Genomic DNA, 21,232 nt, shown 5'->3' with positions numbered 1-21,232 from the left:
TCAGCGCAATGCGTTCAGGGCATCGGCCAGCAGATCCATGTCGGCGGCGGTGGTAGTGAGTCCCGGTGTAATGCGGATGCACGGGCCACACGCCGCGCCGCTGCGTGCCACGGTAAACAGGTTGTAATCGTTGAGCAGGCGCTCGACCATCGCCTGTTGATCGGCATGCCGGGTAAAGCGCATCGAGGTGATGCCGCAATACAGGCGCGGGTCATTGGGGGTCATGACATCGATCCCCGGTAACCCCCGCACGGCATCGACCCATCGGTTGCGCAGGTAATTGAGCCGCGTGCCCTTGGCGACGGAACCGCCCATGGCGTGATGTTCTTCCAACACCAGTGGCAGGGTCAGCAGGGCCGGGATATTCGGGGTGCTGTAGGGCGTGCGGGCGCGAATGTCGGTGATCGGGAAGTGCATCTCGCCCATGTCCGGGTCAATATCGGCCAGGCGCTGGGGCGCGATATAAATGAACCCCAGAGTCAGCGGCGCACCGATCCATTTGTGCAGGTTGTAGCCGGCAAAGGCGATGCCCAGCTCATCGAGATTGAACTTGATCTGACCCAAGGCATGGGCGCCGTCGAGAATCACGTCAATGCCGTATTCCCTGGCGGCAGCAGCAATCGCCTGCACCGGCATGACCAGCCCGGTGCGATGGGTGACGTGGGTCAGGGCCATCAGCTTCAGTCGCGGATAACGCACGAAAGCTTCGCGGTAAGTGGTCAGCAAACTGTCGAAACTGGCGGGGTGGTGGTGTTCGATCTCGATCACTTCCACGCCTCGATAGCGGGCCAGCCAACGCATCGCGCTTTTGACCGTGTCGTACTCCAGATCGCATATCAGCACCTGATCGCCCGGTTCCAGGCGGTTGTAGTTGCGGATCAGCGATTGCAGGCCGTCCGAGGCGTTGCGGGTGAGGGCGACGGCTTCGGCGGGGGCACCGATCAGCTCGGCCAGTTGCGCACGAATCGGGACGCTTTCGCCCTGTTCGAAGCGCTGGCGCACATGCACCGAGTTGCCCCGGTTGATCAGTTCGATGTTGCGCTGATACTCCTCGACCACAGTGCGCGACATGCGCCCGAAGTAACCGTTCTCCAGGTTCAGGGGGCCGGGTTCGACAGCGTAGCGGTCGGCAAAGGTCTGCCAAAAGACTTCATCGCGGGAGCGGCGGGTGTTATCGGGCATGAGCAACTCGGTGAGGTAGGGCGGGTCAGTGACGAGGGGCGGGTTTGCCGTGTTTGGCGCGCAGCGGTTCGAGCAGTTCCGACAAGCCGTTGTGGTCGATTTCCTGCATTAAAGCCAGTAAACCGCCCAGTTCACCGTGGGGGAAACCTTCGCGAGCGAACCAGTTCAGGTACTGGCCGGGCAGGTCAGCAATGATGCGGCCCTTGTATTTGCCGAAGGGCATTTCGCGGGTAATGAGTAGTTCAAGCTTTTCGGGATTCATCATCAGTCGTCTTGATTCAAAACAGTCTGGAAAATACAGGCATTCTGCATGCAGGCCAAATGACAGATCATGCAAAAAAAGCGGATACAGATTTCGCCTTAAAAGCTAACCGATTGAAATATAAATAAAAAGTCGTCAATTCAAAGCTGGCATGCAGGGTGCAACTACTTATTGCATCTTTCATCAACCGCAAGGAATTGAAAAATGACCGACATCAACAAAGAAGCGATCTCTGTACTCAACGACCTGATTGAAACCTGTAAAGACGGTCAGGAAGGGTTCAAGACTTGCGCTGAAGACATCAAAAATCCAGAACTTAAAAACCTGTTCATTCAGCGCTCCGCCGACTGCGCGGCTGCCGCTGCCGAGCTGCAGGCCACTGTGCGTTCCCTGGGCGGTGATCCGGAAACCTCCACCAGTGTCAGTGGCGATATGCACCGTCGCTGGGTCGACGTGAAGGCGATGTTCACCGGCAAGGATGAAGAAGCGGTGCTAAACGAGGCCGAACGCGGTGAAGACCACGCTAAGAAGGCTTACAAGGAAGCCCTGGAAAAAATCAACAAAGACAACCTGGTGAGCATTCGTGACATCGTTGAACGCCAGTACCACGGCGTGCAACGCAACCATGATCAGGTGAAAGCCCTGCGTAACCAGGCTCGCGCACGCTCATAAGCGTTCGTTGCCTGTCAAGAACGCCAGCCAGTCTGGCGTTTTTTTATGTTTGGAATTTAACGCTGGACGGGATATAGATAGCTAGCTAATAATTTGTCACCCCTATCATCTTGCCTAACCCGGCTATCGTTAAACCGTCCTTTCAAGAGTGTCTTACGTGCCCATTACTTTGCAGGCCTTGTTCGCGCCTGACCGCCGCGCCTTGCAGTTCGCGATCAAGACGTTGATCGGCGGCGGCCTGGCGCTGTGGCTGGCGTTGCGCTGGGGGCTGGAGCAACCATCGTGGGCGTTGATGACCGCGTTTATCGTCGCCCAACCGTTGTCCGGGATGGTGGTGCAGAAGGGGTTGGCACGGCTGTTGGGGACTTTGGTCGGGACGATCATGTCGGTGGTGTTCATGGGCCTGTTCGCCCAGACGCCCTGGCTGTTTTTGCTGGCGTTGGCGTTGTGGCTCGGGCTGTGTACGGCGAGCTCGACCTTGCTGCGCAGTGCCTGGTCCTATTCCTTTGTGTTGGCCGGTTACACGGTGGCGATCATCGCATTGCCGGCCATTACCCATCCGCTGACGGTGTTCGATCAAGCCGTGGCTCGCTGCACGGAGATCTGCCTGGGCATTCTCTGCGCCACTGCAGCCAGTGCATTGCTCTGGCCGTTGCGGGTCGAATGGCAACTGGCGGATCAAGCCCGGGCAGCCTGGCAAAGCGGGATGAATACCGCGCGTGCGACCCTGGCCGGCGACGGTCAGGCGCGTAAAGGCTTGCTGGAAATCCTCGGGAAAATCGTCGCAGTCGACGCGCAACGGGAGCATGCCTGGTTTGAAGGCAGTCTCGGTCGGCAACGAGCTCGCGCCATCAGCGGTTTGAGTCAGAAGCTGTTGATGCTGTTGCGCATCGCCCGTTCGGTGCGCCGCCAATGGAATCAGTTGGAGCAGCAGGAAGCCGAGCAACTGATGCCATGGATGGCCGAGGTTCAGGATGCTCTTGGCGCTTGTGATACCACCCTGTTGCAAGCGTTGCGCCCGAGGTTGCTCGACGCCTCTCACGATGCATTCATCAGTTCGGCGCAAAGTTACTGCCTGGCCCGTTTCACCTTGTTGCTCGATACCGCCATGGCAGCCTGTGCGGCATTGAAAGCGGTGCAGGAGGGGCGTGAAACGGTCGATCCGCCGAGAACCCTGACGCCGCACCGTGACCTGTCATTGGCGCTGGTCTTTGGCGCGCGCAGTGCGCTGGCGTTTCTGGTGGTGTCGGGTTTCTGGCTGGCGACGGCATGGCCGGCGGCGTCGGGCGCGCTGGTGCTGACGGGTGTGGTGTGCAGTCTGTTTGCCAGCCGCGAGAATGGGGCGCAAATCGGCATGAGCTTTCTGCGGGGGATTGTGCTGGCGATTCCGTCGGCATTTATTGTCGGGCAGATTCTGCTGCCGCAATGGAGCGGGTTTGCCTTGCTGTGCATGGGCATGGGCGTGCCGCTGTTTCTCGGCGCGCTGGGCATGGCCATGCCGCAGATCGGTGCCACGGCCACTTCGTTCTGCCTGCACTTCATTGTGTTGGTATCGCCGCTGAACATGATGAAATTCGATGTCGCGAATTTCTTCAACAGCGCTCAGGCCATGCTGATTGGTGTCGGCGCCGCCGTGCTGGCGTTTCACTTGCTGATCTTGCGTAACCCGACATGGCATGGTCGACGGTTACTGGCGGCGACCCTCGCCGATCTGGTGCGCCTGACCCGACGCAGTCTGCGCGGCGCCGAAAGCTGGTTCGGCGGGCGTATGGCCGACCGTTTGCTGCAACTGGCGCGGCATTATCCCGAGTTGCCGGAGCCGGCGCGCAGCCGCTGGGATGATGGCTTGCTCGGCCTGGACATTGGCGATGAACTTCTGCATTTGCGCTTGAGCCTGGCGGTGGCGCAGGCGCCGGTCAAAGAGCCCCAGCGACGTTATCTCGAACAACTGGAAAAAGTCCTCGAGCAAGGCCCGGCCGGCAGTCGCGCCGAGGCGTTGGCGCAACCGAGTGAAGAGTTATTGAAAGCCTTGTACGCGTTGCCGCCCAGCGATGCGGTGAAACTCGCCCAGGGCGCGGTGCTGCAATTGCAAAGCAGCTGGCGTGCCTGGTGTCACCAACAGGAGCAAAGCCATGGGCTTGCGTGAGTGGTCGATGGGTGGCGTGCTGCTCAGCCCGTTTCTGATTGATGTGCTGCTGGCGTTGCTGGTCACCGGAGCGTTGCGCATGGTGTTGCGCATGACCCCTGTCGGCCGCTGGATCTGGCACGAAGCATTGTTTGATTGCGCCTTGTACGTCTGTGTATTGACCCTGATCACCGTCGTCTTCGGGCCTTTATAAAGGAGTTGAATATGCGTACACCCGTACGTGTCGCGATAACCCTGAGCCTGACGGCGCTGGCGATTTTTGCCGGTTTCCATCTATGGCAGTACTACATGTTGACGCCCTGGACCCGCGACGCTCGGATCCGCGCCGACGTCGTAGTCATCGCCCCGGACGTTTCCGGGTGGGTGCGTGAGCTCAAGGCGTTCGATAACCAACAGGTCAAGGCTGGCGATGTGTTGCTGAGCATCGACCGTGATCGTTTCGAAGCCGCGCTGGAGAAGGCGCAAGCGGTGGTGCAGACCCGTCAGCAGCAACTCAGTCTGCGTGAACACGAAGCCAGCCGCCGCGCCAGTCTTGGGCCGCAGGCGATCAGCGCCGAACTGCGCGAGAACGCACAAATCAATGCTGGCATCGCCCGGGGCGAACTGCGCGAAGCTCAGGCTGAAGCCAAGGTCGCGCAACTCAACCTGACCCGCAGCGAGGTGCATGCGCCGCGTAGCGGCCACGTCACCAACTTGCGTCTGGCCCAGGGTAATTACGTGAATGCCGGGCAACCGGTGATGGCGTTGATCGACGATTCGACTTTTTATGTCCAAGCGTATTTTGAGGAAACCAAACTGCCGCGAATTCGCGTCGGTGATCCGGTCAAGGTCTGGCTCATGAGCGCGGGGGAGGCGTTGCAGGGGCACGTCGAAAGTATCAGCCGCGGGATTACCGACCGCAATACCACGCCCGATGGGCAGTTGCTGGCCGAGGTAGAACCGACGTTTAACTGGGTGCGCCTGGCGCAGCGGATTCCGGTACGGATCAAGCTCGACAAGTTGCCTGAAGGGATCAGTTTGAGTGCGGGGATGACGGCGAGTGTGCAGGTGCAAGAGGGGCGCTAAGATCAAAAGATCGCAGCCTTCGGCAGCTCCTACGCCGATCTCTGCAGGAACTGCCGAAGGCTGCGATCTTTTGGGGGCTTGCAAATCAGCCGATACTGATCGCCGGCAACGTCGGCAATGTCACGGTCTGTTGCTTGCGTGGCGCCAGAATTTCCGCCTCGCCATCCACCACCAACTCATCGCGCTGGTTGAACACTCGAGTGGCGATGCGCACACGAAACTTCGGCAGTTTCTCGAGAATTTCCAGGCGCACAGTCAGTGTGTCGCCAATTTTCACTGGCTTCTGAAAGCTCATCGTCTGACCGATATAAATAGTCCCCGGCCCAGGCAATTCGCAAGCCACCGCCGCGCTGATCAACGCGCCGCTGAACATGCCGTGGGCGATGCGCTCCTTGAACATGCTGGCGGCGGCGAATTCGGCGTCCAGGTGCACCGGGTTGTGATCGCCGGACATCGCGGCGAACAACTGAATGTCGCGCTCTTCGACGGTCTTGCTGTAGCTGGCGGTCTGGCCGATTTCGAGGGCTTCGTAAGGGGTGTTGGTAACCTGGGTCATCTGTCTCGATTCCTGTGACGAATTAAAAAATCCACAAAAAACTATTCGGTTCTGGGTGGCCGGCGAGCGCTCAAGGCTTGGGCGATCCAGTTCAGCACGTCGGCCGTCACTTCGTCGCGGTTGCTCTCATTGAACAGTTCATGCCGGGCCTGCGGGTAGATAGTCAGCTGCAGGCTCTGGCAGCCAGCGTCGCGCAACGCGTGGGCCAGATCTTTCAGACGTTTGCCTTCGCTCACCGGATCACATTCGCCGCCAATCACCAGCAGCGGCAGGCCCGGATCGATCTGGGCGAGATTGGACGCTTTGCTGATTTGCTGCAAGCCGCCGAGCAAATCGATCCACAGTTGATTGGTACAGCGAAAGCCGCAGAGCGGGTCATTGGCGTATTTGTCGACTTCGGCCGGGTCGCGGCTCAGCCAGTCGAACGGCGTACGCGCCGGTTTGAATTTCTTGTTGAACGAGCCGAACGACAGCCATTCGATCAGCGCACTGCGCCCCTTGGGGCCTTGGCGCAGGCGTTCCAGACGAGCAATCTGTCGCGCTGCGCGATAGAGCGCTATAGGCTGGAAATTCGAGCCGCTGAGAATCGCCCCGTGCAGGCTGGCGCTATGGTGCAGCAAGTAAGCCTGGGCGATGTAGCTGCCCATGCTGTGGCCCAGCAGCACGATCGGCACGCCGGGATGCTGTTGGCCGATATGCTGGTTAAGGCTGGCCAGGTCGCCAACCACTTTGCACCAGCCATCATCGTCGGCGAAATGGCCCAGGGTGCCGTTTTCGGCAGTTTTGCCATGTCCACGCAGGTCCGGCGCATAGACGCCGTAATCCTGATCACAGCAGGCTTGCGCCAGGCGGGCGTAGCGACCGCTGTGTTCCGCCATGCCGTGGGCCAGCAGGATCACCGCCTTGAGCGGCGCCGCCGGCAGCCACTGGTTGACGAAGAGGCGGCTGCGGTCACTCGCGGTCAGCCAGAAAGTGTCGTGGATCATGGCGATTCCTTTGCATTGGGCTGCGATGGGAAAACAGCCCCGCTGCATTGTATAGCGCATCCAACGCATGCCGTCTGATCAGGCCACGCCGGGGCAGCAAGATTCACGCGATCAATGACGAGCGTGCGCATATTTGCCTGATTCACCATAGCTGCTAGTGTCCGGGAAGCACCGCTTTTCGCTTTCTGCTTTTGAGGAATGAGAGAGAAGGACAAAAAAGCGGCCCCGAATAGGTTCAGGTAAAGAGGACAAAAACAATGCAACCTGATTTCTGGAATGACAAACGCCCGGCCGGCGTGCCCCTGGATATTGACCTTGGGGCCTATAAGTCGGTGATTGAGGTGTTCGAGCGTTCCTGCAAGAAATTTGCCGACCGCCCGGCATTCAGCAACATGGGCGTGACCCTGACCTACGCCGAACTGGAACGCTACAGCACTGCTTTCGCCGGTTACCTGCAAGCCCACACCGACCTGGTGCCGGGGGATCGCATTGCGGTGCAGATGCCTAACATCCTGCATTATCCGATTGCCGTGTTTGGCGCCCTGCGCGCCGGGCTGATCGTGGTCAATACCAACCCGTTGTATACCGCCCGGGAGATGCGCCATCAATTCAAGGACTCCGGTACGCGGGCGCTGGTCTACCTGAACGTGTTCGGACAGAAGGTCCAGGAAGTGCTGCCCGACACTGACATCCAGTATCTGATCGAAGCGAAGATGGGCGACTTGATGCCCACCGCCAAGGGCTGGCTGGTCAATACCCTGGTGAGCAAAGTCAAGAAAATGGTCCCGGACTATTCATTGCCCCAGGCCATTTCCTTCAAGAGCGCGTTGCGTCTTGGCCGAGGTCTGGGCATCAAACCGCTGAGCGTCGGCCTCGATGACATCGCCGTGCTGCAATACACCGGCGGCACCACCGGGCTGGCCAAGGGCGCCATGCTGACCCACGGTAATCTGGTGGCGAACATGCAACAGGCGCGCGCGTGTCTCGGGCAATTCGGCACCGACGGCCAACCGCTGCTGCGCGAAGGCCAGGAAGTGATGATCGCTCCGCTGCCGCTTTACCATATCTATGCTTTCACGGCGAACTGCATGTGCATGATGGTGACCGGCAACCACAACGTGCTGATCACCAATCCACGAGATACTGGTAACTTCATCAAGGAACTGAAAAACTGGCGGTTCTCGGCACTTCTGGGGCTCAACACGCTGTTCGTTGCGCTGATGGACCACCCCGACTTCAAGACCCTGGATTTCTCCAGTCTCAAACTCACCAATTCCGGCGGCACCGCGCTGGTCAAGGCCACGGCCGAGCGTTGGGAGCAGCTCACTGGTTGCCGGATCACCGAGGGTTATGGCCTGACCGAAACCTCGCCGGTGGCCTGCACCAACCCCTACGGCGACAAATCACGCATCGGCACGGTCGGCTTGCCGGTGCCGGGCACGACGCTCAAGATCATCAACGATGAGGGCGTCGAGCTGCCGCTGAGCGAGCGCGGCGAATTGTGCATCAAGGGCCCGCAGATCATGAAGGGTTACTGGCAGAAACCCGAAGCCACCGCCGAAGTGCTGGACGCCGACGGCTGGTTCAAGTCGGGTGACATCGCGGTGATCGATCCGGACGGTTTCGTGCGCATCGTCGATCGCAAGAAAGACATGATCATCGTCTCGGGCTTCAACGTGTACCCGAACGAAATCGAAGACGTGGTGATGGCTCACCCGAAAGTCGCCAACTGCGCGGTGATCGGCGTGCCGGACGAGCGTTCGGGAGAGGCGGTGAAGTTGTTTGTGGTGGCCCGTGAATCCGGGGTCAGCCTTGAAGAGCTGAAAGCCTACTGCAAGGAAAACTTCACGGCCTACAAAGTGCCCAAACACATCGTCTTGCGTGAGTCGTTGCCGATGACGCCGGTGGGCAAGATTCTGCGGCGGGAGTTGCGAGAGATCGCCTGATCGTTGAATGGCCGCGCATCGTGCGGATCGCGGGCAAGCCACGCTCCCACAGGCCCAGTGTTGTTCACATAGCAGTGAACGACGCGAACCCTGTAGGAGCGAGGCTTGCCCGCGAAGCTTTTAAGGGGCTGAAACCCCGGTTTCAGGGGCTGTCAAGGCTCTATAGAATTTTTGCTCTAAAAGTGACCATTGAATAGTCAATAGTCAAAAATGTGACTGTAGAGGCCGATTTTGGCTCTAGTCGGCCCTTGGCAAAGCTGCTACTCTCGGCGCGCTTTGTGACTTCTCGGCCTTGTTAAAAGCCAGACTCACCAATAATCAAACACCAATAATAATCGCATCAAATGCGGTATTTGAATTCGCGTTGCTGAGGAGTGGGCTTCCATGATCGAAGACTTTTGGAAGGATAAGTACCCAGCTGGAATTGCTGCCGAGATCAATCCAGACGAGTATCCGAATATTCAGGCAGTGTTGAAGCAGTCCTGCCAACGCTTCGCTGACAAACCGGCATTCAGCAACCTGGGCAAGACAATCACCTACGGTGAGCTGTACGAATTGTCCGGTGCCTTTGCCGCTTACCTGCAACAGCATACCGATTTGCAGCCCGGCGATCGAATCGCCGTGCAACTGCCCAATGTGTTGCAGTATCCGGTCGCCGTCTTCGGTGCCATCCGCGCCGGGCTGATCGTGGTCAACACCAACCCGTTGTACACCGCGCGGGAAATGGAACACCAATTCAACGACTCCGGCGCCAAAGCCTTGGTCTGCCTGGCGAATATGGCGCATCTGGCCGAGCTCGTGGTGCCGAAGACTGGCGTCAAGCACGTGATCGTTACTGAAGTGGCCGACCTGTTGCCACCGCTCAAGCGTCTGCTGGTCAACAGCGTGATCAAGTACGTGAAGAAGATGGTCCCGGCGTATCACTTGCCCAAGGCCATCAAATTCAATGACGTGCTGCGCAAGGGCCATGGCCAGCCAGTGGCTGAAGCCAACCCGGCCAGCAGCGACGTCGCCGTGCTGCAATACACCGGCGGTACCACCGGCGTGGCCAAGGGCGCGATGCTGACCCATCGCAACCTCGTGGCGAACATGCTGCAGTGCAAGGCGCTGATGGGCTCCAACCTCAACGAAGGTTGCGAGATTCTGATCACGCCGCTGCCGCTGTACCACATCTATGCGTTCACCTTTCATTGCATGGCGATGATGTTGATCGGCAACCACAACATCCTGATCAGCAACCCGCGCGACCTGACGGCGATGGTCAAGGAACTGTCGAAGTGGAAGTTCAGCGGTTTCGTCGGCCTGAACACGCTGTTCGTCGCGTTGTGCAACAACGAAGCGTTCCGCAAGCTGGATTTCTCCAGTCTGAAAATCACCCTGTCCGGCGGCATGGCCTTGCAACTGGCCGCGGCCGAACGCTGGAAAGCGGTCACCGGTTGCCCGATCTGCGAAGGTTACGGCATGACCGAAACCAGCCCGGTGGCCACGGTGAACCCGAGCCAGAACATCCAGATCGGCACCATCGGTATTCCGGTGCCGTCGACCCTGTGCAAAGTCATCGACGATGCCGGAGTTGAACAGCCATTGGGCGCCATCGGCGAGTTGTGTGTGAAAGGTCCGCAAGTCATGAAGGGCTACTGGCAACGTCAGGACGCCACTGATGAAATACTCGACAGCGAAGGCTGGTTGAAGACCGGTGACATCGCGCTGATCCAGCCTGACGGTTACATGCGCATTGTCGATCGCAAGAAAGACATGATCCTGGTCTCCGGTTTCAACGTGTACCCCAATGAACTTGAAGACGTGCTGGCGACCCTGCCGGGCGTGCTGCAATGCGCGGCCATCGGTGTGCCGGACGAGAAGTCGGGGGAGGCGATCAAGATTTTCATCGTCGCCAAACCGGGCGTGACCCTGACCAAGGAACAGGTGATGGAGCACATGCGCGCCAACGTTACCGGCTACAAAGTACCGAAAGCCGTGGAATTCCGCGACGCGCTGCCGACCACCAACGTCGGCAAGATCCTGCGCCGCGAACTGCGCGACGAAGAGCTGAAGAAACTGGGCGTGAAGAAAGTAAGCGCCTAATCAAACAAAAGCCCCGCAGATGCGGGGCTTTTTGTTGCCTGACTGATCGTTCCCACGCAGAGCGTGGGAGCGATCAACTTACAGGCGGAACTGCGCGAAATTGACATTGGTACCGGCCGGGCGCATGTCCTGCAGATAGGAGTCTTTGTCGGCGCTCAGTTCCAGGCTCAATGCAGCCTTGCGCTTGCCTTGATTGCGCACCACCAGGCCTTCGAGTTTCTCGCGCAGGAACACCGTCGGCACTTTCAGGTGCAGCAGTTCGTCGGTATCCGGGGTATGCATCAGCAAGTGAATCCATTCGTACTGACCAACGGCCAGACGCGCGACCGGGATATCGAACCAGAAAATGTTGCGGTTACGGTTCAATTCGGTGAAATGGCAGTTGTTGACGCCGAGCACCGCACCGCCAAGTTCCTGGTTTCTGCGGGCAATGGCCTGCTTTTTATCGAGTTTCATAACGTTCCTACGGGATTGGATCTTCAGCGCCATGGCCTGAATACGTTGCGCATTCTCGGGGCAAAGCCTGCAAACATAAAGCCTAACCTGCGAAATGTCCGGTTAATAAATAAATGAAACTCTGCGCAAAGGCCCTCGGTCAATCCTTGTGTAACCACTTTCCCCGTTGAATGTTCACAGGAGAAATACCATGGGCAGCACTGGCGATAAAGTTAAAGGCATGGCAAACGAAGCGGCCGGCAACGTCAAGCAAGGCGTCGGCAAGGCCACCGGTAACGACAAAATGCGCGCCGAAGGCGTGGTGCAGGAAAAGAAAGGCGAAGCCCAGCAAGCGGTCGGCAAAGCCAAGGATGCTCTCAAAAAAGGCATCGACAAGGCGTAACCCGGGCTTTGACGAGTAATAGAAACGGCCATCCGCGGATGGCCGTTTTTGTGTCAGCTTGAACTTGAGCAAGGAAATTGTTTCAAAGTCGCCAAGTAGGCTACTTTGTTGTAGAAAACGGCCTCTGAGTCGCCATGACTTCAACCTTTTTGCGGCGAAAGGAGACGCTAATGTTTTTTCCTACCATGAAAGGTCTGCCCCTGCATCGCGTGATGATGCGCACGGTCACCGAGTTCGTCGACGACGAAATGTCGACCTATGCCTCGGCGCTGGCCTATCAAATGCTGTTCTCGCTGTTCCCTTTCATCCTGTTCCTGATCGCCCTGATCGGCTTCCTGCATTTGCCGGACTTCTTCTCCTGGCTGCGCCTGCAATCGGAACTGGTCCTGCCGCCCCAGGCGCTGGAGCAGGTGAACCCGGTGATCGACCAGCTCCAGCAATCCAAGGGTGGTTTGCTCTCGGTGGGTATCGTGATCGCCCTGTGGACCGCGTCCGCCGGTGTGCGGCTGATGATGAGCGCAATGAATGCGGCGTACGACGTGGTCGAAGGCCGTCCGGTCTGGAAGCGTTTTCCTTTGTCGATTTTCTACACCATTGGCATCGCCGGCATGTTGCTGATCGCTGCCGCGCTGATGGTGCTCGGGCCGCAGGTGATGGGCTGGATCGCCGCACAAGTCGGCCTCGAGGATTTCATCGTAACCTTATGGACCATTGTGCGCTGGCCGGTGATCGTGATTCTGTTGATGATGGCGGTGGCGCTGATTTACTACGTCATGCCCGACGTCAAACAAGAGTTTCGCTTCATCACCCCGGGTGCGGTGTTGTCCGTGGTGGTCTGGATCATCGCTTCGCTGGGCTTCGGTCTCTACGTCAAAACCTTCGCCAACTACAACGCCATGTATGGCAGTATCGGCGCGATCATCGTGTTGTTGCTGTACTTCTATATTTCCGCCGCGGTGCTATTGCTCGGCGCGGAAATGAACGCGGTGATCGAGCACATGTCATCCGAAGGCAAGAAGCCTGGCGAGAAGGTGCCCGAAGAACCCAAACACCACGTTTCGGGACTGGGACGGGACCACTCAATCAAGCCGACCACTGACGAAGCCATAAAATGATCCGTGAAATTCTGAAAATGGGCGATGAGCGCCTGCTGCGCATTGCCCCACCGGTGCCGGCAGAAATGTTCGACAGCCCCGAGTTGTGGCAATTGATCGATGACATGTTCCAGACCATGGAAAGCGTCGGCGGGGTCGGCCTGGCCGCGCCGCAGATCGGTGTCGACCTGCAACTGGTGATCTTTGGTTTCGAACACAGCGAACGCTATCCGGACGCCGAAGCGGTGCCGCAGACGATTTTGATCAATCCGCTGATCACGCCATTGAGCCCGACCCTCGAAGAGGGTTTCGAAGGCTGCCTGTCGGTGCCGGGCCTGCGTGGTGCGGTGAATCGTTATCAGCAGATTCGTTATGAAGGCTTCGATCCCAAGGGTGAGCCGATCGTGCGCATTGCCTCGGGATTTCATGCGCGGGTGGTGCAGCATGAATGCGATCACCTGATCGGCCGGTTGTACCCGTCGCGCATCAGTGATTTCAGCAAGTTCGGGTTTACCGAAGTGATGTTCCCTGACCTCGACCCTGCGGCGGACGACTGACACCGTCCCTGAATCCACCGCTCCCACATTCGATCTTCACAGGTCTCTAGTGCTTCGGTTCCAACCCCATCGCAATCATCGGTTTGCTGCGCGCATAACGACTCAATCGTTCAGCCATGGCGTAGGGCAGGGGCGGGTCGAAGGTAAAACCGCGGCGCTCATAAAAGCCACGCAAATCCGGATGGCAAAACAACCAGACCGGCTCTTCGAGGTGCTTGACGGCGTGGGCGATCAACGTCGCGGCGATCCCCTGCTCACGACAGCCCGGATCGACGAACAACCCGGTCAACCAATGCCCGCCCGCCACTGGCCGCAAACATAACGCCGCAATGATCTCATCGCGTTTTGCCACCCACAGCCGAGCGTCGCGGACCGCTTTCATCGACGATTGGTGGGCGCGGTAAAACTTGTTCATCAACGGCCATAACGGCTCGTCGAGCAAGGTGTACTGGGTGTTGGACATGGATTCGGACTGTCGGTACGCAAAGCGGGTGATTATAAAAGAACGCGGGCGCGAGGATAGGTGTATACCTGATCTCACGTCCCGTATGAGTGGAGTATGTATCATGGCCAAAGGCATGGATTCAAAGAAAGCGGCAAAGAAGAAACCGGCTAAAACCGCCGATGAAAAACGTGCGGACAAGAAGGCCAAGAAGGTGGGCGTGTTCGGCCACTGATTCCGCGTCAACGGAGCTCGAGTCCTCGGGCTCCGTTTTATTACGTCTATCGAAATAACCAAACAATCTGCAAGAAATCCCAGCGCGGTGGCACAGAGGCGGACAGGTTCCCGTTCTGAGCAAAGGCTTGCCCGCGAAGCGATTCAGCGCCTTACACCAACTCCGCCGCCAACGCCGCTTTCACGCTTGGCCGCTGATCAACCCTCGCTTGAAACCGCGCCAACGCCGGCCAATCATCCAGATTAATCGCAAACTGCCGAGCCCACCGCAACACCGTAAACAGATACGCATCGGCGATACTGAATCCGCCAGCGAGTAAATAATCCTGCCCCTCCAGCGTCTGACTCAACACGACAAATCGCTTGAACAGCTTCTCTTTGATGAGCGCTTTCACATCACCCGGAAATTGCGAATTGAACAGCCAACCCAGCCCGCCATGAATCTCGGTCGAAACGAAATTCAGCCATTCCTGCAAGCGCACCCGCTCGAACGCCCCGTTCGCCGGTGCCAGGTTCGCCTCAGGCCGCAGGTCTGCCAAGTATTGGAGGATCGCCGGGCCTTCGGTCAGCACATCACCGTTAGCCAGCTGCAATGCCGCAACGTAGCCTTTTGGGTTAATAGTCAGGAAGTTCTCGCCGCTGACGGTTTGCTTGGTGCTGTTGTCGACGCGGACTAACTCGAAAGGCAAATCCAGTTCACGCAGCACAATGTGCGGCGCCAATGAGCAGGCTTGCGGGGCGTAATACAACTTCATGGACAGGGCTCTGGTTGCGGATTTGCGCCAGTGTCATAGTGCGCGGCATGCTCGGTAAAATTAATCTTTCAGAAAACTGCCATTAGGAAAGCTACTGCCATGATGAACCTGATGCATTGGCGAATGGTGGTGGCGGTGGCCGATACCGGCAACATCACCCGGGCCGCCGAGCGGGTCGGAATGACTCAGTCCGGTGCCAGTCAGGCGTTGGCACTGATCGAAGAAACCCTGGGCGTTCAGCTGTTCAGCCGGGAAAACCGTCAGACCTTGCCGACTGCCATCGGCTTGCCTGTGATCGAACAGGCGCGAGCCATGCTCGGTGCTCTGGAGAACATTCGCAGCACCGTCGATGCCACTAAAGATATCCAGCGCGGGACGATTCGCCTGGCCAGTTTCCCATTGGTGCTGGCGACCTTTCTGCCGCCGCTGCTGCGCCAGTTCAATCGGTTGTACCCCGGCATTCAAGTGGTGGCGCTGGAGGTCAGCGACGATGAAGTGGAAACATTGCTCAGTACCGGGCTGGTGGATGTCGGCGTGGCGTTGAACCCGGCACCCGCGCGCAATGCCGGTCATTTGGGGCGTGATGCCTGGGTGGCGGTGCTGCCCGGTGGCCACCCCTTGGCGCGCCGCTCGAATGAGGAGGGCGTTTCATTGGCGGAACTGGCGGAGCAACCCTTTGTACTGGCCACGGGCGGTTGTTCGACCAATGCCCGCAGCCTGGCCGCCGACGCCGGGCTGCAACTGTTGGATGTGCGGGCCGAGGTGCGAGAGTGGAGCAGTGCGTTCACCCTGGTGCGGGAAAATATCGGTGTGACCCTGGTGCCGGAAATGACCCTGCCGAGTAATCGCCAAGGCCTGCGTGTCGTGCCCGTGACGCCGCGTATCGATCGCGAGTTTGCGTTGATGGTCGCGTCCGACAAAGAACCAACGGCAGCGGTGCGGGCACTGTTGGGAATGCTCGCAGACCGCAATCCATGTGGGAGCGGGCTTGCCCGCGATGGCAGCGTCACATTCAACACATTCGTCGACTGACATTTCGCTATCGCGGGCAAGCCCGCTCCCACAGGTTTCGCGCCTGAACTGGGCCAGTAAGTCATTCGGGGGAAATCAAGGCACGCCGTTGCAGGCGTGTTCCATGAACCCCGGCCGCAGCGCCAGTCGTTGGCAATAGGCGTCGACGGCGGGGTAGTCCGGGCGCTCCATCGGTGTCATCCGCCAGCGGTTGACCGACAACCCAATGAGAATATCGGCCAGCGTGAACCGTGGCCCGGCAACATACGCACCGGTTGCCGTGAGTTGCTGTTCGAGGATGCCCATCTTCGCGTTCCAGCCGCGAACGCCATCAGCAATCCGCTGTGAGTCCTGGAAATCTGGCGATTGCCGAACCAGTGCAAAAAAGGCGTAGCCCCACGACGGGTTGAGTTCGGTGGCTTGCCAGTCCATCCACTGCTCCACGCGAGCGCGCGCCGCGGGTTCGATGGGCAACAGGTCAGTGTTTTGGTGTTTACCAGCCAGGTACCGGCAAATGGTATTGGACTCCCACAGCACGCCGGCTTCGTCGATGAGCACCGGCACTTGTGCGTTGGGGTTGAGCTGGAGAAATTCCGGGCTCTGGGTCGATGCGAAACCGCTGCCCCAGTCTTCGCGTTCGTAGGAAACGCTCAGTTCGTCGCAGGTCCACAGGACTTTTCTGACGTTGATTGACGACGCTCTACCCAAAATCTTCAGCGCATGTCCCATTGAGCTTCTCCGTTTGCTGTTCCAGGTATCGGGAATCTAGCACGCGGAGCGTGGGAATGGTCGCGCTTCAGGTGCTCTCGCGCACCTTCAATTCAAACCCCATATCCTGCACCGGTTTGGTCACTGAATTGCCGGCCAGCAAAGTCAGCATCAGTTCCGCGGAGCGACGGCCAATGGCTTCGCGCGGAGTGTTGATGCTGCTCAGGCGTGGGACCATGTGTTCGGACATGGGCAAGTCGTTGAATCCGAGGATCGCCACTTGTTCGGGGATCTTGATGCCGCAGCGCAAGGCTTCGAGCAATGCGCCCTGGGCCAAGTCGTCGTTACCGAAGAAGATCGCATCGACCTGCGGGTGACTGGCCAGCAGTTGCAGAAACAACTCACCGCCCAAACCGACGGAGGAGGGGCGCGGGGTCAGTATTTCCAGGGCCGGATCATACAAACCGGCCTTTTGCAGCGCGCGGCGGAAACCTTCGCCGCGCAGCAGCGTGCGCTGGTCCAGTTGAGCGCCGATGTAGGCCAGACGCTTGCGCCCGCGTGACAGCAAATGCTCGGCCGCCGTTTCGCCGGCAGCCAGTTGCGAAAAGCCGACGCAATTGAGCCCGGCCCCGCTGTCCAGCTCCATCATGTAGACGCAGGGAATGTTGCTGGCCTCGATCATTCGTCGCGAACTTTCGGTGCGGTCGAAACCGGTAAGCAATAAGCCGCGAGGCTGATAAGCCATGTAATTGCGCAGCAGGTTTTCTTCTTCATCACGCGAGTAATGGAAGTTGCCGATCAGCACTTCGAAGCCCTTTGGTCGCAAAACCTGATGAATGGCTTCCAGCGTGTCGATGAACAGCAGGTTGGACAGCGAGGGCACCAAAACCACCACGGAATGGCTCTGGGCCGAGGCTAATGCGCGGGCGGCGGGGTTGACCACGTAGTTCAGGTCGAGGGCGGCCTTCTGGACTTTTTCCACCAGTTCGGTGGCCACCGTGCTGACGCCGCGCAGGGCGCGGGACGCGGTAATCGGGCTGACACCGGCCAGGCGCGCGACTTCGTTGAGGGTAGGACGGCCAGTGGTGCGAGTATTTTTATCGTTTTTAGGGGTATTCATCGGACGGCTTGCCAAACAAAATTCAAGGCACTAAGGTAGCGCTGTCTCGATGCAGCTGCAAATGCGTGAACGAGGTTTGCCTGATCCTCGCTTTTTGGCATCGAGAACGAACATGCTGCAACCCACAAAAATGACAAGAAGGCGTCGGCAACTTCTGCTTTTGCACTTGAGTCTTACGTAGCAAAGGTAGCGCTGTCTGCGCGCTGAGGTGTTACATGAATCATCCCATCACCGCCCTGGTCATCATGGGCGTTGCCGGTTGCGGCAAGACGTGCGTCAGCCAGTCCCTGTGCCAGCTTAGCGGCGCGACCGCCATTGAAGGCGACACTTTTCACCCTGCCGCCAATATCGAAAAGATGAGCGCGGGTATCCCCCTGAACGATGAAGACCGTGCCGGCTGGCTCGACAGCCTGTGCGATGAACTGCGCCGCGTCGATGCCAAGGGCGAACGCCCGGTGCTGACTTGCTCGGCCCTCAAACACAGTTACCGCGAACGCTTGCGCAGTGCCTTGCCGGGCCTGGGCTTCGTTTTCCTTGAGCTGACCCCGGAAGTCGCCGCCGATCGTGTGTCTCATCGGCCGGGCCACTTCATGCCGTCGACCTTGATCGACAGCCAGTTCGCCACACTTGAATCGCCCGTTGGTGAGCCCCTGACCCTGGCTCTGGATGCGTCCAGCCACAGCGTCGATGAATTGGCGAAGCAGGCTCATGCCTGGTGGCTCGATCATGGCTTGAAACTCGCCAGTTGAGTTTTACTCCAAGAGATAGCGCTGTCCTGACGGCTTCTGATTAACCGCTTTAATAACAACAACAACCAGGAGACACCCCTAATGTTTGGCATGTCCCACGAAACGTTTCTGCTGCTAGATGCAGTGGTCACGGTGATCGGACTTATCGTCCTGATCACCAAGTTCAAGTTGCACCCATTCCTCGCACTGATCATCGCCGCCGCCTTCCTCGGGCTGACGTCCGGCATGCCGATCGGCACCATCATCAAGGCGTTCCAGGACGGCTTCGGTGGCGTGCTTGGTTTCGTCGGCATCATCCTGGCGCTGGGCACCATGCTCGGAAAAATGATGGCCGAATCAGGCGGTGCGGATCAGATTGCGCAGACGTTGATTCGCGCCTTTGGCAAGGACAAGGTGCAGTGGGCGATGATGTTCGCCGCGTTCCTGGTCGGCATTCCGCTGTTCTTCGAAATCGGCTTCGTGCTGCTGATTCCGCTGGTGTTCATCGTGGCCCGTCGCACTGGCGTGTCGATCATCAAGATCGGTATCCCGCTGCTGGCTGGTTTGTCTGCCGTGCATGGTCTGGTTCCGCCGCATCCGGGTCCATTGTTGGCCATCGGCGTGTTCGGTGCCGACATCGGTAAAACCATTCTTTACGGTCTGATCGTTGCGTTGCCGACCGCTATTATCGCCGGTCCGATCTACGGCACGTTCATTGCCAAGCACATTCCCGGTCATCCGAATCAGGAACTGGTGGACCAACTGGTGCGCGATGAGGATGCGGGCGATCTGCCTAGCTTCGGCATTACCTTGGTCACCGTGCTGTCGCCCGTGTTCCTGATGCTGCTCAAGACCTTTGCCGATGTGGCGCTGCCGGACGGCAACTTCTTCCGCACTTTCATGGACCTGATCGGTCACCCGATCTCGGCGCTCCTGCTGGCGTTGCTGCTGTCGCTGTACACCTTCGGCTACAAGCAGGGCATCGGTTCGCAACAGATGCTCAAATGGCTGGACGCGAGCCTTGCACCAACCGCCGCGATCATCCTGATCATCGGTGCCGGTGGCGGCTTCAAACAGATGCTGGTGACCAGCGGTGTGGGTAATGTCATCGGCAACATGGCGGTGGAAGCGCAGATCTCGCCAATCCTTCTGGCGTGGCTGGTGGCGGCGGTGATCCGTATCGCGACCGGTTCGGCAACCGTGGCAACCATTACTGGCGCGGGCATCGTGGTGCCGGTGGTGGGGATGATTCCGGGCGTGAACCGTGAGCTGCTGGTGCTGGCCACCGGTGCCGGTTCGTTGATTCTGTCCCACGTCAACGACGCCGGTTTCTGGCTGGTGAAGCAGTACTTCAACATGACCGTGGCGGAAACCTTCAAGACCTGGACCGCGATGGAAACCATCCTGTCCGTGGTGGGCCTGGGCTTCATCCTGCTGTTGTCGTTGTTCGTCTGACACGATTGGCAAACACAAAAAAACCGCAGCGATGCGGTTTTTTTGTGGGAACGATCAATGTGTCAGGCGTTGGTTTTGGTCACTAGCCCATCCGCCCGGAACATCCCGCGAATCCCGCGCACGGCCTGACGAATCCGGTCCTGGTTTTCGATCAGCGCGAAGCGCACATGATCATCCCCATACTCGCCAAATCCTACACCCGGCGAGACACAGACCTTGGCCTCGGCCAGCAGTTTCTTGGCGAATTCCAGCGAGCCCATGTGTGCATAAGCCTCGGGAATCTTGGCCCAGACATACATCGAGGCTTTCGGATTCTCGACCATCCAGCCTAGTTCATGCAGGCCTTTGACCAGCACATTACGCCGCTGCCGATATTGATCGGCAATGTCTTTGACGCATTGCTGATCGCCTTCCAGCGCTGCGATGGCCGCGACTTGCAGCGGGGTGAACGTGCCGTAGTCGTGATAGCTCTTGATCCGCGCCAGGGCGTTGACCAGCTCCGGGTTGCCGACCATGAAACCGATGCGCCAGCCGGCCATGTTGTAGCTCTTGGACAGGGTGAAAAACTCCACTGCGATGTCCTTGGCGCCGGGCACCTGCATGATCGACGGGGCTTTCCAGCCGTCGTAGACGATGTCGGCGTAGGCCAGGTCGTGCACCACCAAAACGTCGTACTGCTTGGCGAGGGCGATCACCCGTTCGAAGAAATCCAGCTCCACGCACTGGGCGGTGGGGTTGGACGGGAAGCCGAGGATCATCATCTTCGGTTTCGGGATCGAGCCGCGAATCGCCCGTTCCAGCTCGGCGAAGAAGTCCACGCCAGGGATCAACGGCACCGACCGCACCTGGGCGCCGGCAATCACGGCACCATAGATGTGAATGGGGTAGCTCGGGTTAGGCACCAGCACGGTGTCGCCCTGGTCGAGGGTGGCCAGCATCAAATGCGCCAGACCTTCCTTGGAGCCGATGGTGACGATGGCTTCGGTTTCCGGATCGATGTCGACTTCGTAGCGATCCTTGTACCAATTGGAAATCGCCCGGCGCAGACGCGGAATCCCTTTGGACGTGGAGTAGCCATGGGTATCTTCGCGCTGGGCGACGGTGACGAGTTTTTCGACAATGTGCGGCGGCGTGGCGCCGTCGGGGTTGCCCATGCTCAAGTCGATGATGTCTTCGCCACGACGACGGGCGGCCATCTTCAGCTCGGCAGTGATGTTGAAAACGTAAGGGGGGAGTCGATCTATGCGCGCAAAGCGGCGCGGCGAACCTTGTTCGGCCATTGTTGCCTCGGATAACGTAAGCGCCCGGAACCGTCCGAGCGACGCTGGCCACTGCGGTGGCCTGTGGCGGAATGTAAGGGCAGTCGTGGCAAACTGTCTAGCCTGCGCAT

Annotated in this window: 22 protein-coding genes; 12 read left to right on the top strand and 10 right to left on the bottom strand. The window is 58.8% G+C overall.

Annotated features, from left to right (window positions below):
* Together MMG91_RS14480 and MMG91_RS14475 are read right to left on the bottom strand one after the other, a co-directional pair.
* Nucleotides 1-1,182: an aminotransferase class V-fold PLP-dependent enzyme gene (locus tag MMG91_RS14480; protein ID WP_310659980.1), complete on the bottom strand. Its 1,182-nt coding sequence runs from the start codon at nt 1,180-1,182 to the stop codon at nt 1-3.
* A gap of 25 nt (nt 1,183-1,207) precedes the next feature.
* Entirely contained in the window at nt 1,208-1,444 is a 237-nt protein-coding gene (locus MMG91_RS14475; protein WP_007949456.1) for a DUF3820 family protein, read from the bottom strand.
* 204 nt (nt 1,445-1,648) lie between these two features.
* Here MMG91_RS14475 and MMG91_RS14470 point away from each other — a divergent pair, with 204 nt between their 5' ends.
* From MMG91_RS14470 to MMG91_RS14455, 4 genes are all read left to right on the top strand, one after another.
* Nucleotides 1,649-2,116: a PA2169 family four-helix-bundle protein gene (locus MMG91_RS14470; RefSeq protein WP_305446583.1), complete on the top strand. Its 468-nt coding sequence runs from the start codon at nt 1,649-1,651 to the stop codon at nt 2,114-2,116.
* A gap of 157 nt (nt 2,117-2,273) precedes the next feature.
* Nucleotides 2,274-4,262, top strand: a complete 1,989-nt coding sequence (locus MMG91_RS14465) for an FUSC family protein (RefSeq protein WP_310659979.1) — start codon at nt 2,274-2,276, stop codon at nt 4,260-4,262.
* Nucleotides 4,249-4,455, top strand: a complete 207-nt coding sequence (locus MMG91_RS14460; RefSeq protein WP_305446581.1) for a DUF1656 domain-containing protein — start codon at nt 4,249-4,251, stop codon at nt 4,453-4,455. Before MMG91_RS14465 ends, MMG91_RS14460 begins: the two co-directional genes overlap by 14 nt.
* 11 nt (nt 4,456-4,466) lie before the next feature.
* Nucleotides 4,467-5,327 carry an HlyD family secretion protein gene (locus MMG91_RS14455; RefSeq protein ID WP_305446580.1) on the top strand — a complete coding sequence of 287 codons (861 nt, stop codon included), beginning with the start codon at nt 4,467-4,469 and terminating at the stop codon, nt 5,325-5,327.
* A gap of 85 nt (nt 5,328-5,412) precedes the next feature.
* Here MMG91_RS14455 and MMG91_RS14450 read toward each other — a convergent pair whose 3' ends face one another.
* Together MMG91_RS14450 and MMG91_RS14445 are read right to left on the bottom strand one after the other, a co-directional pair.
* Nucleotides 5,413-5,883, bottom strand: coding sequence for a MaoC family dehydratase (locus MMG91_RS14450; protein ID WP_007934748.1), 471 nt, complete (start codon nt 5,881-5,883; stop codon nt 5,413-5,415).
* Nucleotides 5,884-5,924: 41 nt separating this feature from the next.
* Nucleotides 5,925-6,869, bottom strand: coding sequence for an alpha/beta hydrolase (locus tag MMG91_RS14445; RefSeq protein WP_310659978.1), 945 nt, complete (start codon nt 6,867-6,869; stop codon nt 5,925-5,927).
* 257 nt (nt 6,870-7,126) lie between these two features.
* Here MMG91_RS14445 and fadD2 point away from each other — a divergent pair, with 257 nt between their 5' ends.
* Both fadD2 and fadD1 read left to right on the top strand, forming a co-directional pair.
* Nucleotides 7,127-8,815, top strand: coding sequence for a long-chain-fatty-acid--CoA ligase FadD2 (gene fadD2, locus MMG91_RS14440; protein ID WP_310659977.1), 1,689 nt, complete (start codon nt 7,127-7,129; stop codon nt 8,813-8,815).
* A gap of 384 nt (nt 8,816-9,199) precedes the next feature.
* On the top strand, nt 9,200-10,900 hold the full coding sequence (gene fadD1, locus MMG91_RS14435) for a long-chain-fatty-acid--CoA ligase FadD1 (protein ID WP_310659976.1): 1,701 nt from the start codon (nt 9,200-9,202) through the stop codon (nt 10,898-10,900).
* Between the two features lie 78 nt (nt 10,901-10,978).
* Here fadD1 and MMG91_RS14430 read toward each other — a convergent pair whose 3' ends face one another.
* Nucleotides 10,979-11,356, bottom strand: a complete 378-nt coding sequence (locus MMG91_RS14430; protein ID WP_123719252.1) for a hypothetical protein — start codon at nt 11,354-11,356, stop codon at nt 10,979-10,981.
* Nucleotides 11,357-11,546: 190 nt separating this feature from the next.
* On the opposite strand from MMG91_RS14430, the gene MMG91_RS14425 reads away from it, so the two are divergent.
* The 3 genes from MMG91_RS14425 (at nt 11,547) to def (ending at nt 13,389) form a co-directional block, all read left to right on the top strand.
* Nucleotides 11,547-11,738 (top strand): CsbD family protein, encoded by a 192-nt coding sequence (locus MMG91_RS14425; protein WP_128870210.1) that lies wholly within the window; start codon nt 11,547-11,549, stop codon nt 11,736-11,738.
* Between the two features lie 170 nt (nt 11,739-11,908).
* Nucleotides 11,909-12,853, top strand: coding sequence for a YihY/virulence factor BrkB family protein (locus MMG91_RS14420; protein WP_305446576.1), 945 nt, complete (start codon nt 11,909-11,911; stop codon nt 12,851-12,853).
* Nucleotides 12,850-13,389, top strand: a complete 540-nt coding sequence (gene def / locus MMG91_RS14415) for a peptide deformylase (protein ID WP_305446575.1) — start codon at nt 12,850-12,852, stop codon at nt 13,387-13,389. The genes MMG91_RS14420 and def overlap by 4 nt, the downstream gene beginning before the upstream one ends.
* 46 nt (nt 13,390-13,435) lie before the next feature.
* Here def and MMG91_RS14410 read toward each other — a convergent pair whose 3' ends face one another.
* Nucleotides 13,436-13,852 carry a GNAT family N-acetyltransferase gene (locus MMG91_RS14410; protein WP_305446574.1) on the bottom strand — a complete coding sequence of 139 codons (417 nt, stop codon included), beginning with the start codon at nt 13,850-13,852 and terminating at the stop codon, nt 13,436-13,438.
* Between the two features lie 365 nt (nt 13,853-14,217).
* Complete coding sequence (gene gstA, locus MMG91_RS14405) at nt 14,218-14,820, bottom strand: glutathione transferase GstA (RefSeq protein ID WP_310659975.1); 603 nt, start codon at nt 14,818-14,820, stop codon at nt 14,218-14,220.
* Nucleotides 14,821-14,919: 99 nt separating this feature from the next.
* Between gstA and MMG91_RS14400 the strand changes: the two genes are divergently transcribed.
* Entirely contained in the window at nt 14,920-15,852 is a 933-nt protein-coding gene (locus MMG91_RS14400; RefSeq protein WP_310659974.1) for a LysR family transcriptional regulator, read from the top strand.
* Between the two features lie 75 nt (nt 15,853-15,927).
* Here the strand turns inward: MMG91_RS14400 and MMG91_RS14395 are convergent, their stop codons facing one another.
* Both MMG91_RS14395 and MMG91_RS14390 read right to left on the bottom strand, forming a co-directional pair.
* On the bottom strand, nt 15,928-16,560 hold the full coding sequence (locus MMG91_RS14395) for a glutathione S-transferase (protein ID WP_310659973.1): 633 nt from the start codon (nt 16,558-16,560) through the stop codon (nt 15,928-15,930).
* 67 nt (nt 16,561-16,627) lie between these two features.
* Entirely contained in the window at nt 16,628-17,659 is a 1,032-nt protein-coding gene (locus MMG91_RS14390; protein ID WP_305446570.1) for a LacI family DNA-binding transcriptional regulator, read from the bottom strand.
* Between the two features lie 215 nt (nt 17,660-17,874).
* Here MMG91_RS14390 and MMG91_RS14385 point away from each other — a divergent pair, with 215 nt between their 5' ends.
* Together MMG91_RS14385 and MMG91_RS14380 are read left to right on the top strand one after the other, a co-directional pair.
* Nucleotides 17,875-18,408: a gluconokinase gene (locus MMG91_RS14385; protein ID WP_007902444.1), complete on the top strand. Its 534-nt coding sequence runs from the start codon at nt 17,875-17,877 to the stop codon at nt 18,406-18,408.
* 81 nt (nt 18,409-18,489) lie between these two features.
* A complete protein-coding gene (locus MMG91_RS14380) occupies nt 18,490-19,842 on the top strand; it encodes a GntP family permease (protein WP_217854227.1) in 1,353 nt (450 codons plus the stop codon).
* 62 nt (nt 19,843-19,904) lie between these two features.
* Here the strand turns inward: MMG91_RS14380 and alaC are convergent, their stop codons facing one another.
* Nucleotides 19,905-21,122: an alanine transaminase gene (gene alaC / locus MMG91_RS14375; RefSeq protein ID WP_123357886.1), complete on the bottom strand. Its 1,218-nt coding sequence runs from the start codon at nt 21,120-21,122 to the stop codon at nt 19,905-19,907.
* Nucleotides 21,123-21,232 lie beyond the last annotated feature (110 nt).

The sequence above is a fragment of the Pseudomonas sp. JL3 genome (assembly GCF_031570575.1).
GTDB lineage: Bacteria > Pseudomonadota > Gammaproteobacteria > Pseudomonadales > Pseudomonadaceae > Aquipseudomonas > Aquipseudomonas cucumis.
The sequence above is the reverse complement of the archived record's forward strand: the minus strand, read 5'-3'. Positions and strand labels throughout refer to the sequence as shown.

Bases quoted from the DNA above. Each gene is read 5' to 3' on its own strand.
- gstA (WP_310659975.1), bottom strand. From the start codon at position 14,820: ATGAAGTTGTATTACGCCCCGCAAGCCTGCTCATTGGCGCCGCACATT.
- fadD1 (WP_310659976.1), top strand. From the start codon at position 9,200: ATGATCGAAGACTTTTGGAAGGATAAGTACCCAGCTGGAATTGCTGCC.
- MMG91_RS14395 (WP_310659973.1), bottom strand. From the start codon at position 16,560: ATGGGACATGCGCTGAAGATTTTGGGTAGAGCGTCGTCAATCAACGTC.
- MMG91_RS14455 (WP_305446580.1), top strand. From the start codon at position 4,467: ATGCGTACACCCGTACGTGTCGCGATAACCCTGAGCCTGACGGCGCTG.
- MMG91_RS14425 (WP_128870210.1), top strand. From the start codon at position 11,547: ATGGGCAGCACTGGCGATAAAGTTAAAGGCATGGCAAACGAAGCGGCC.
- MMG91_RS14450 (WP_007934748.1), bottom strand. From the start codon at position 5,883: ATGACCCAGGTTACCAACACCCCTTACGAAGCCCTCGAAATCGGCCAG.
- MMG91_RS14400 (WP_310659974.1), top strand. From the start codon at position 14,920: ATGATGAACCTGATGCATTGGCGAATGGTGGTGGCGGTGGCCGATACC.
- MMG91_RS14470 (WP_305446583.1), top strand. From the start codon at position 1,649: ATGACCGACATCAACAAAGAAGCGATCTCTGTACTCAACGACCTGATT.
- MMG91_RS14445 (WP_310659978.1), bottom strand. From the start codon at position 6,869: ATGATCCACGACACTTTCTGGCTGACCGCGAGTGACCGCAGCCGCCTC.
- MMG91_RS14420 (WP_305446576.1), top strand. From the start codon at position 11,909: ATGTTTTTTCCTACCATGAAAGGTCTGCCCCTGCATCGCGTGATGATG.
- def (WP_305446575.1), top strand. From the start codon at position 12,850: ATGATCCGTGAAATTCTGAAAATGGGCGATGAGCGCCTGCTGCGCATT.
- MMG91_RS14380 (WP_217854227.1), top strand. From the start codon at position 18,490: ATGTTTGGCATGTCCCACGAAACGTTTCTGCTGCTAGATGCAGTGGTC.
- MMG91_RS14385 (WP_007902444.1), top strand. From the start codon at position 17,875: ATGAATCATCCCATCACCGCCCTGGTCATCATGGGCGTTGCCGGTTGC.
- MMG91_RS14460 (WP_305446581.1), top strand. From the start codon at position 4,249: ATGGGCTTGCGTGAGTGGTCGATGGGTGGCGTGCTGCTCAGCCCGTTT.
- MMG91_RS14475 (WP_007949456.1), bottom strand. From the start codon at position 1,444: ATGAATCCCGAAAAGCTTGAACTACTCATTACCCGCGAAATGCCCTTC.
- MMG91_RS14390 (WP_305446570.1), bottom strand. From the start codon at position 17,659: ATGAATACCCCTAAAAACGATAAAAATACTCGCACCACTGGCCGTCCT.
- fadD2 (WP_310659977.1), top strand. From the start codon at position 7,127: ATGCAACCTGATTTCTGGAATGACAAACGCCCGGCCGGCGTGCCCCTG.
- MMG91_RS14480 (WP_310659980.1), bottom strand. From the start codon at position 1,182: ATGCCCGATAACACCCGCCGCTCCCGCGATGAAGTCTTTTGGCAGACC.
- MMG91_RS14430 (WP_123719252.1), bottom strand. From the start codon at position 11,356: ATGAAACTCGATAAAAAGCAGGCCATTGCCCGCAGAAACCAGGAACTT.
- MMG91_RS14410 (WP_305446574.1), bottom strand. From the start codon at position 13,852: ATGTCCAACACCCAGTACACCTTGCTCGACGAGCCGTTATGGCCGTTG.
- alaC (WP_123357886.1), bottom strand. From the start codon at position 21,122: ATGGCCGAACAAGGTTCGCCGCGCCGCTTTGCGCGCATAGATCGACTC.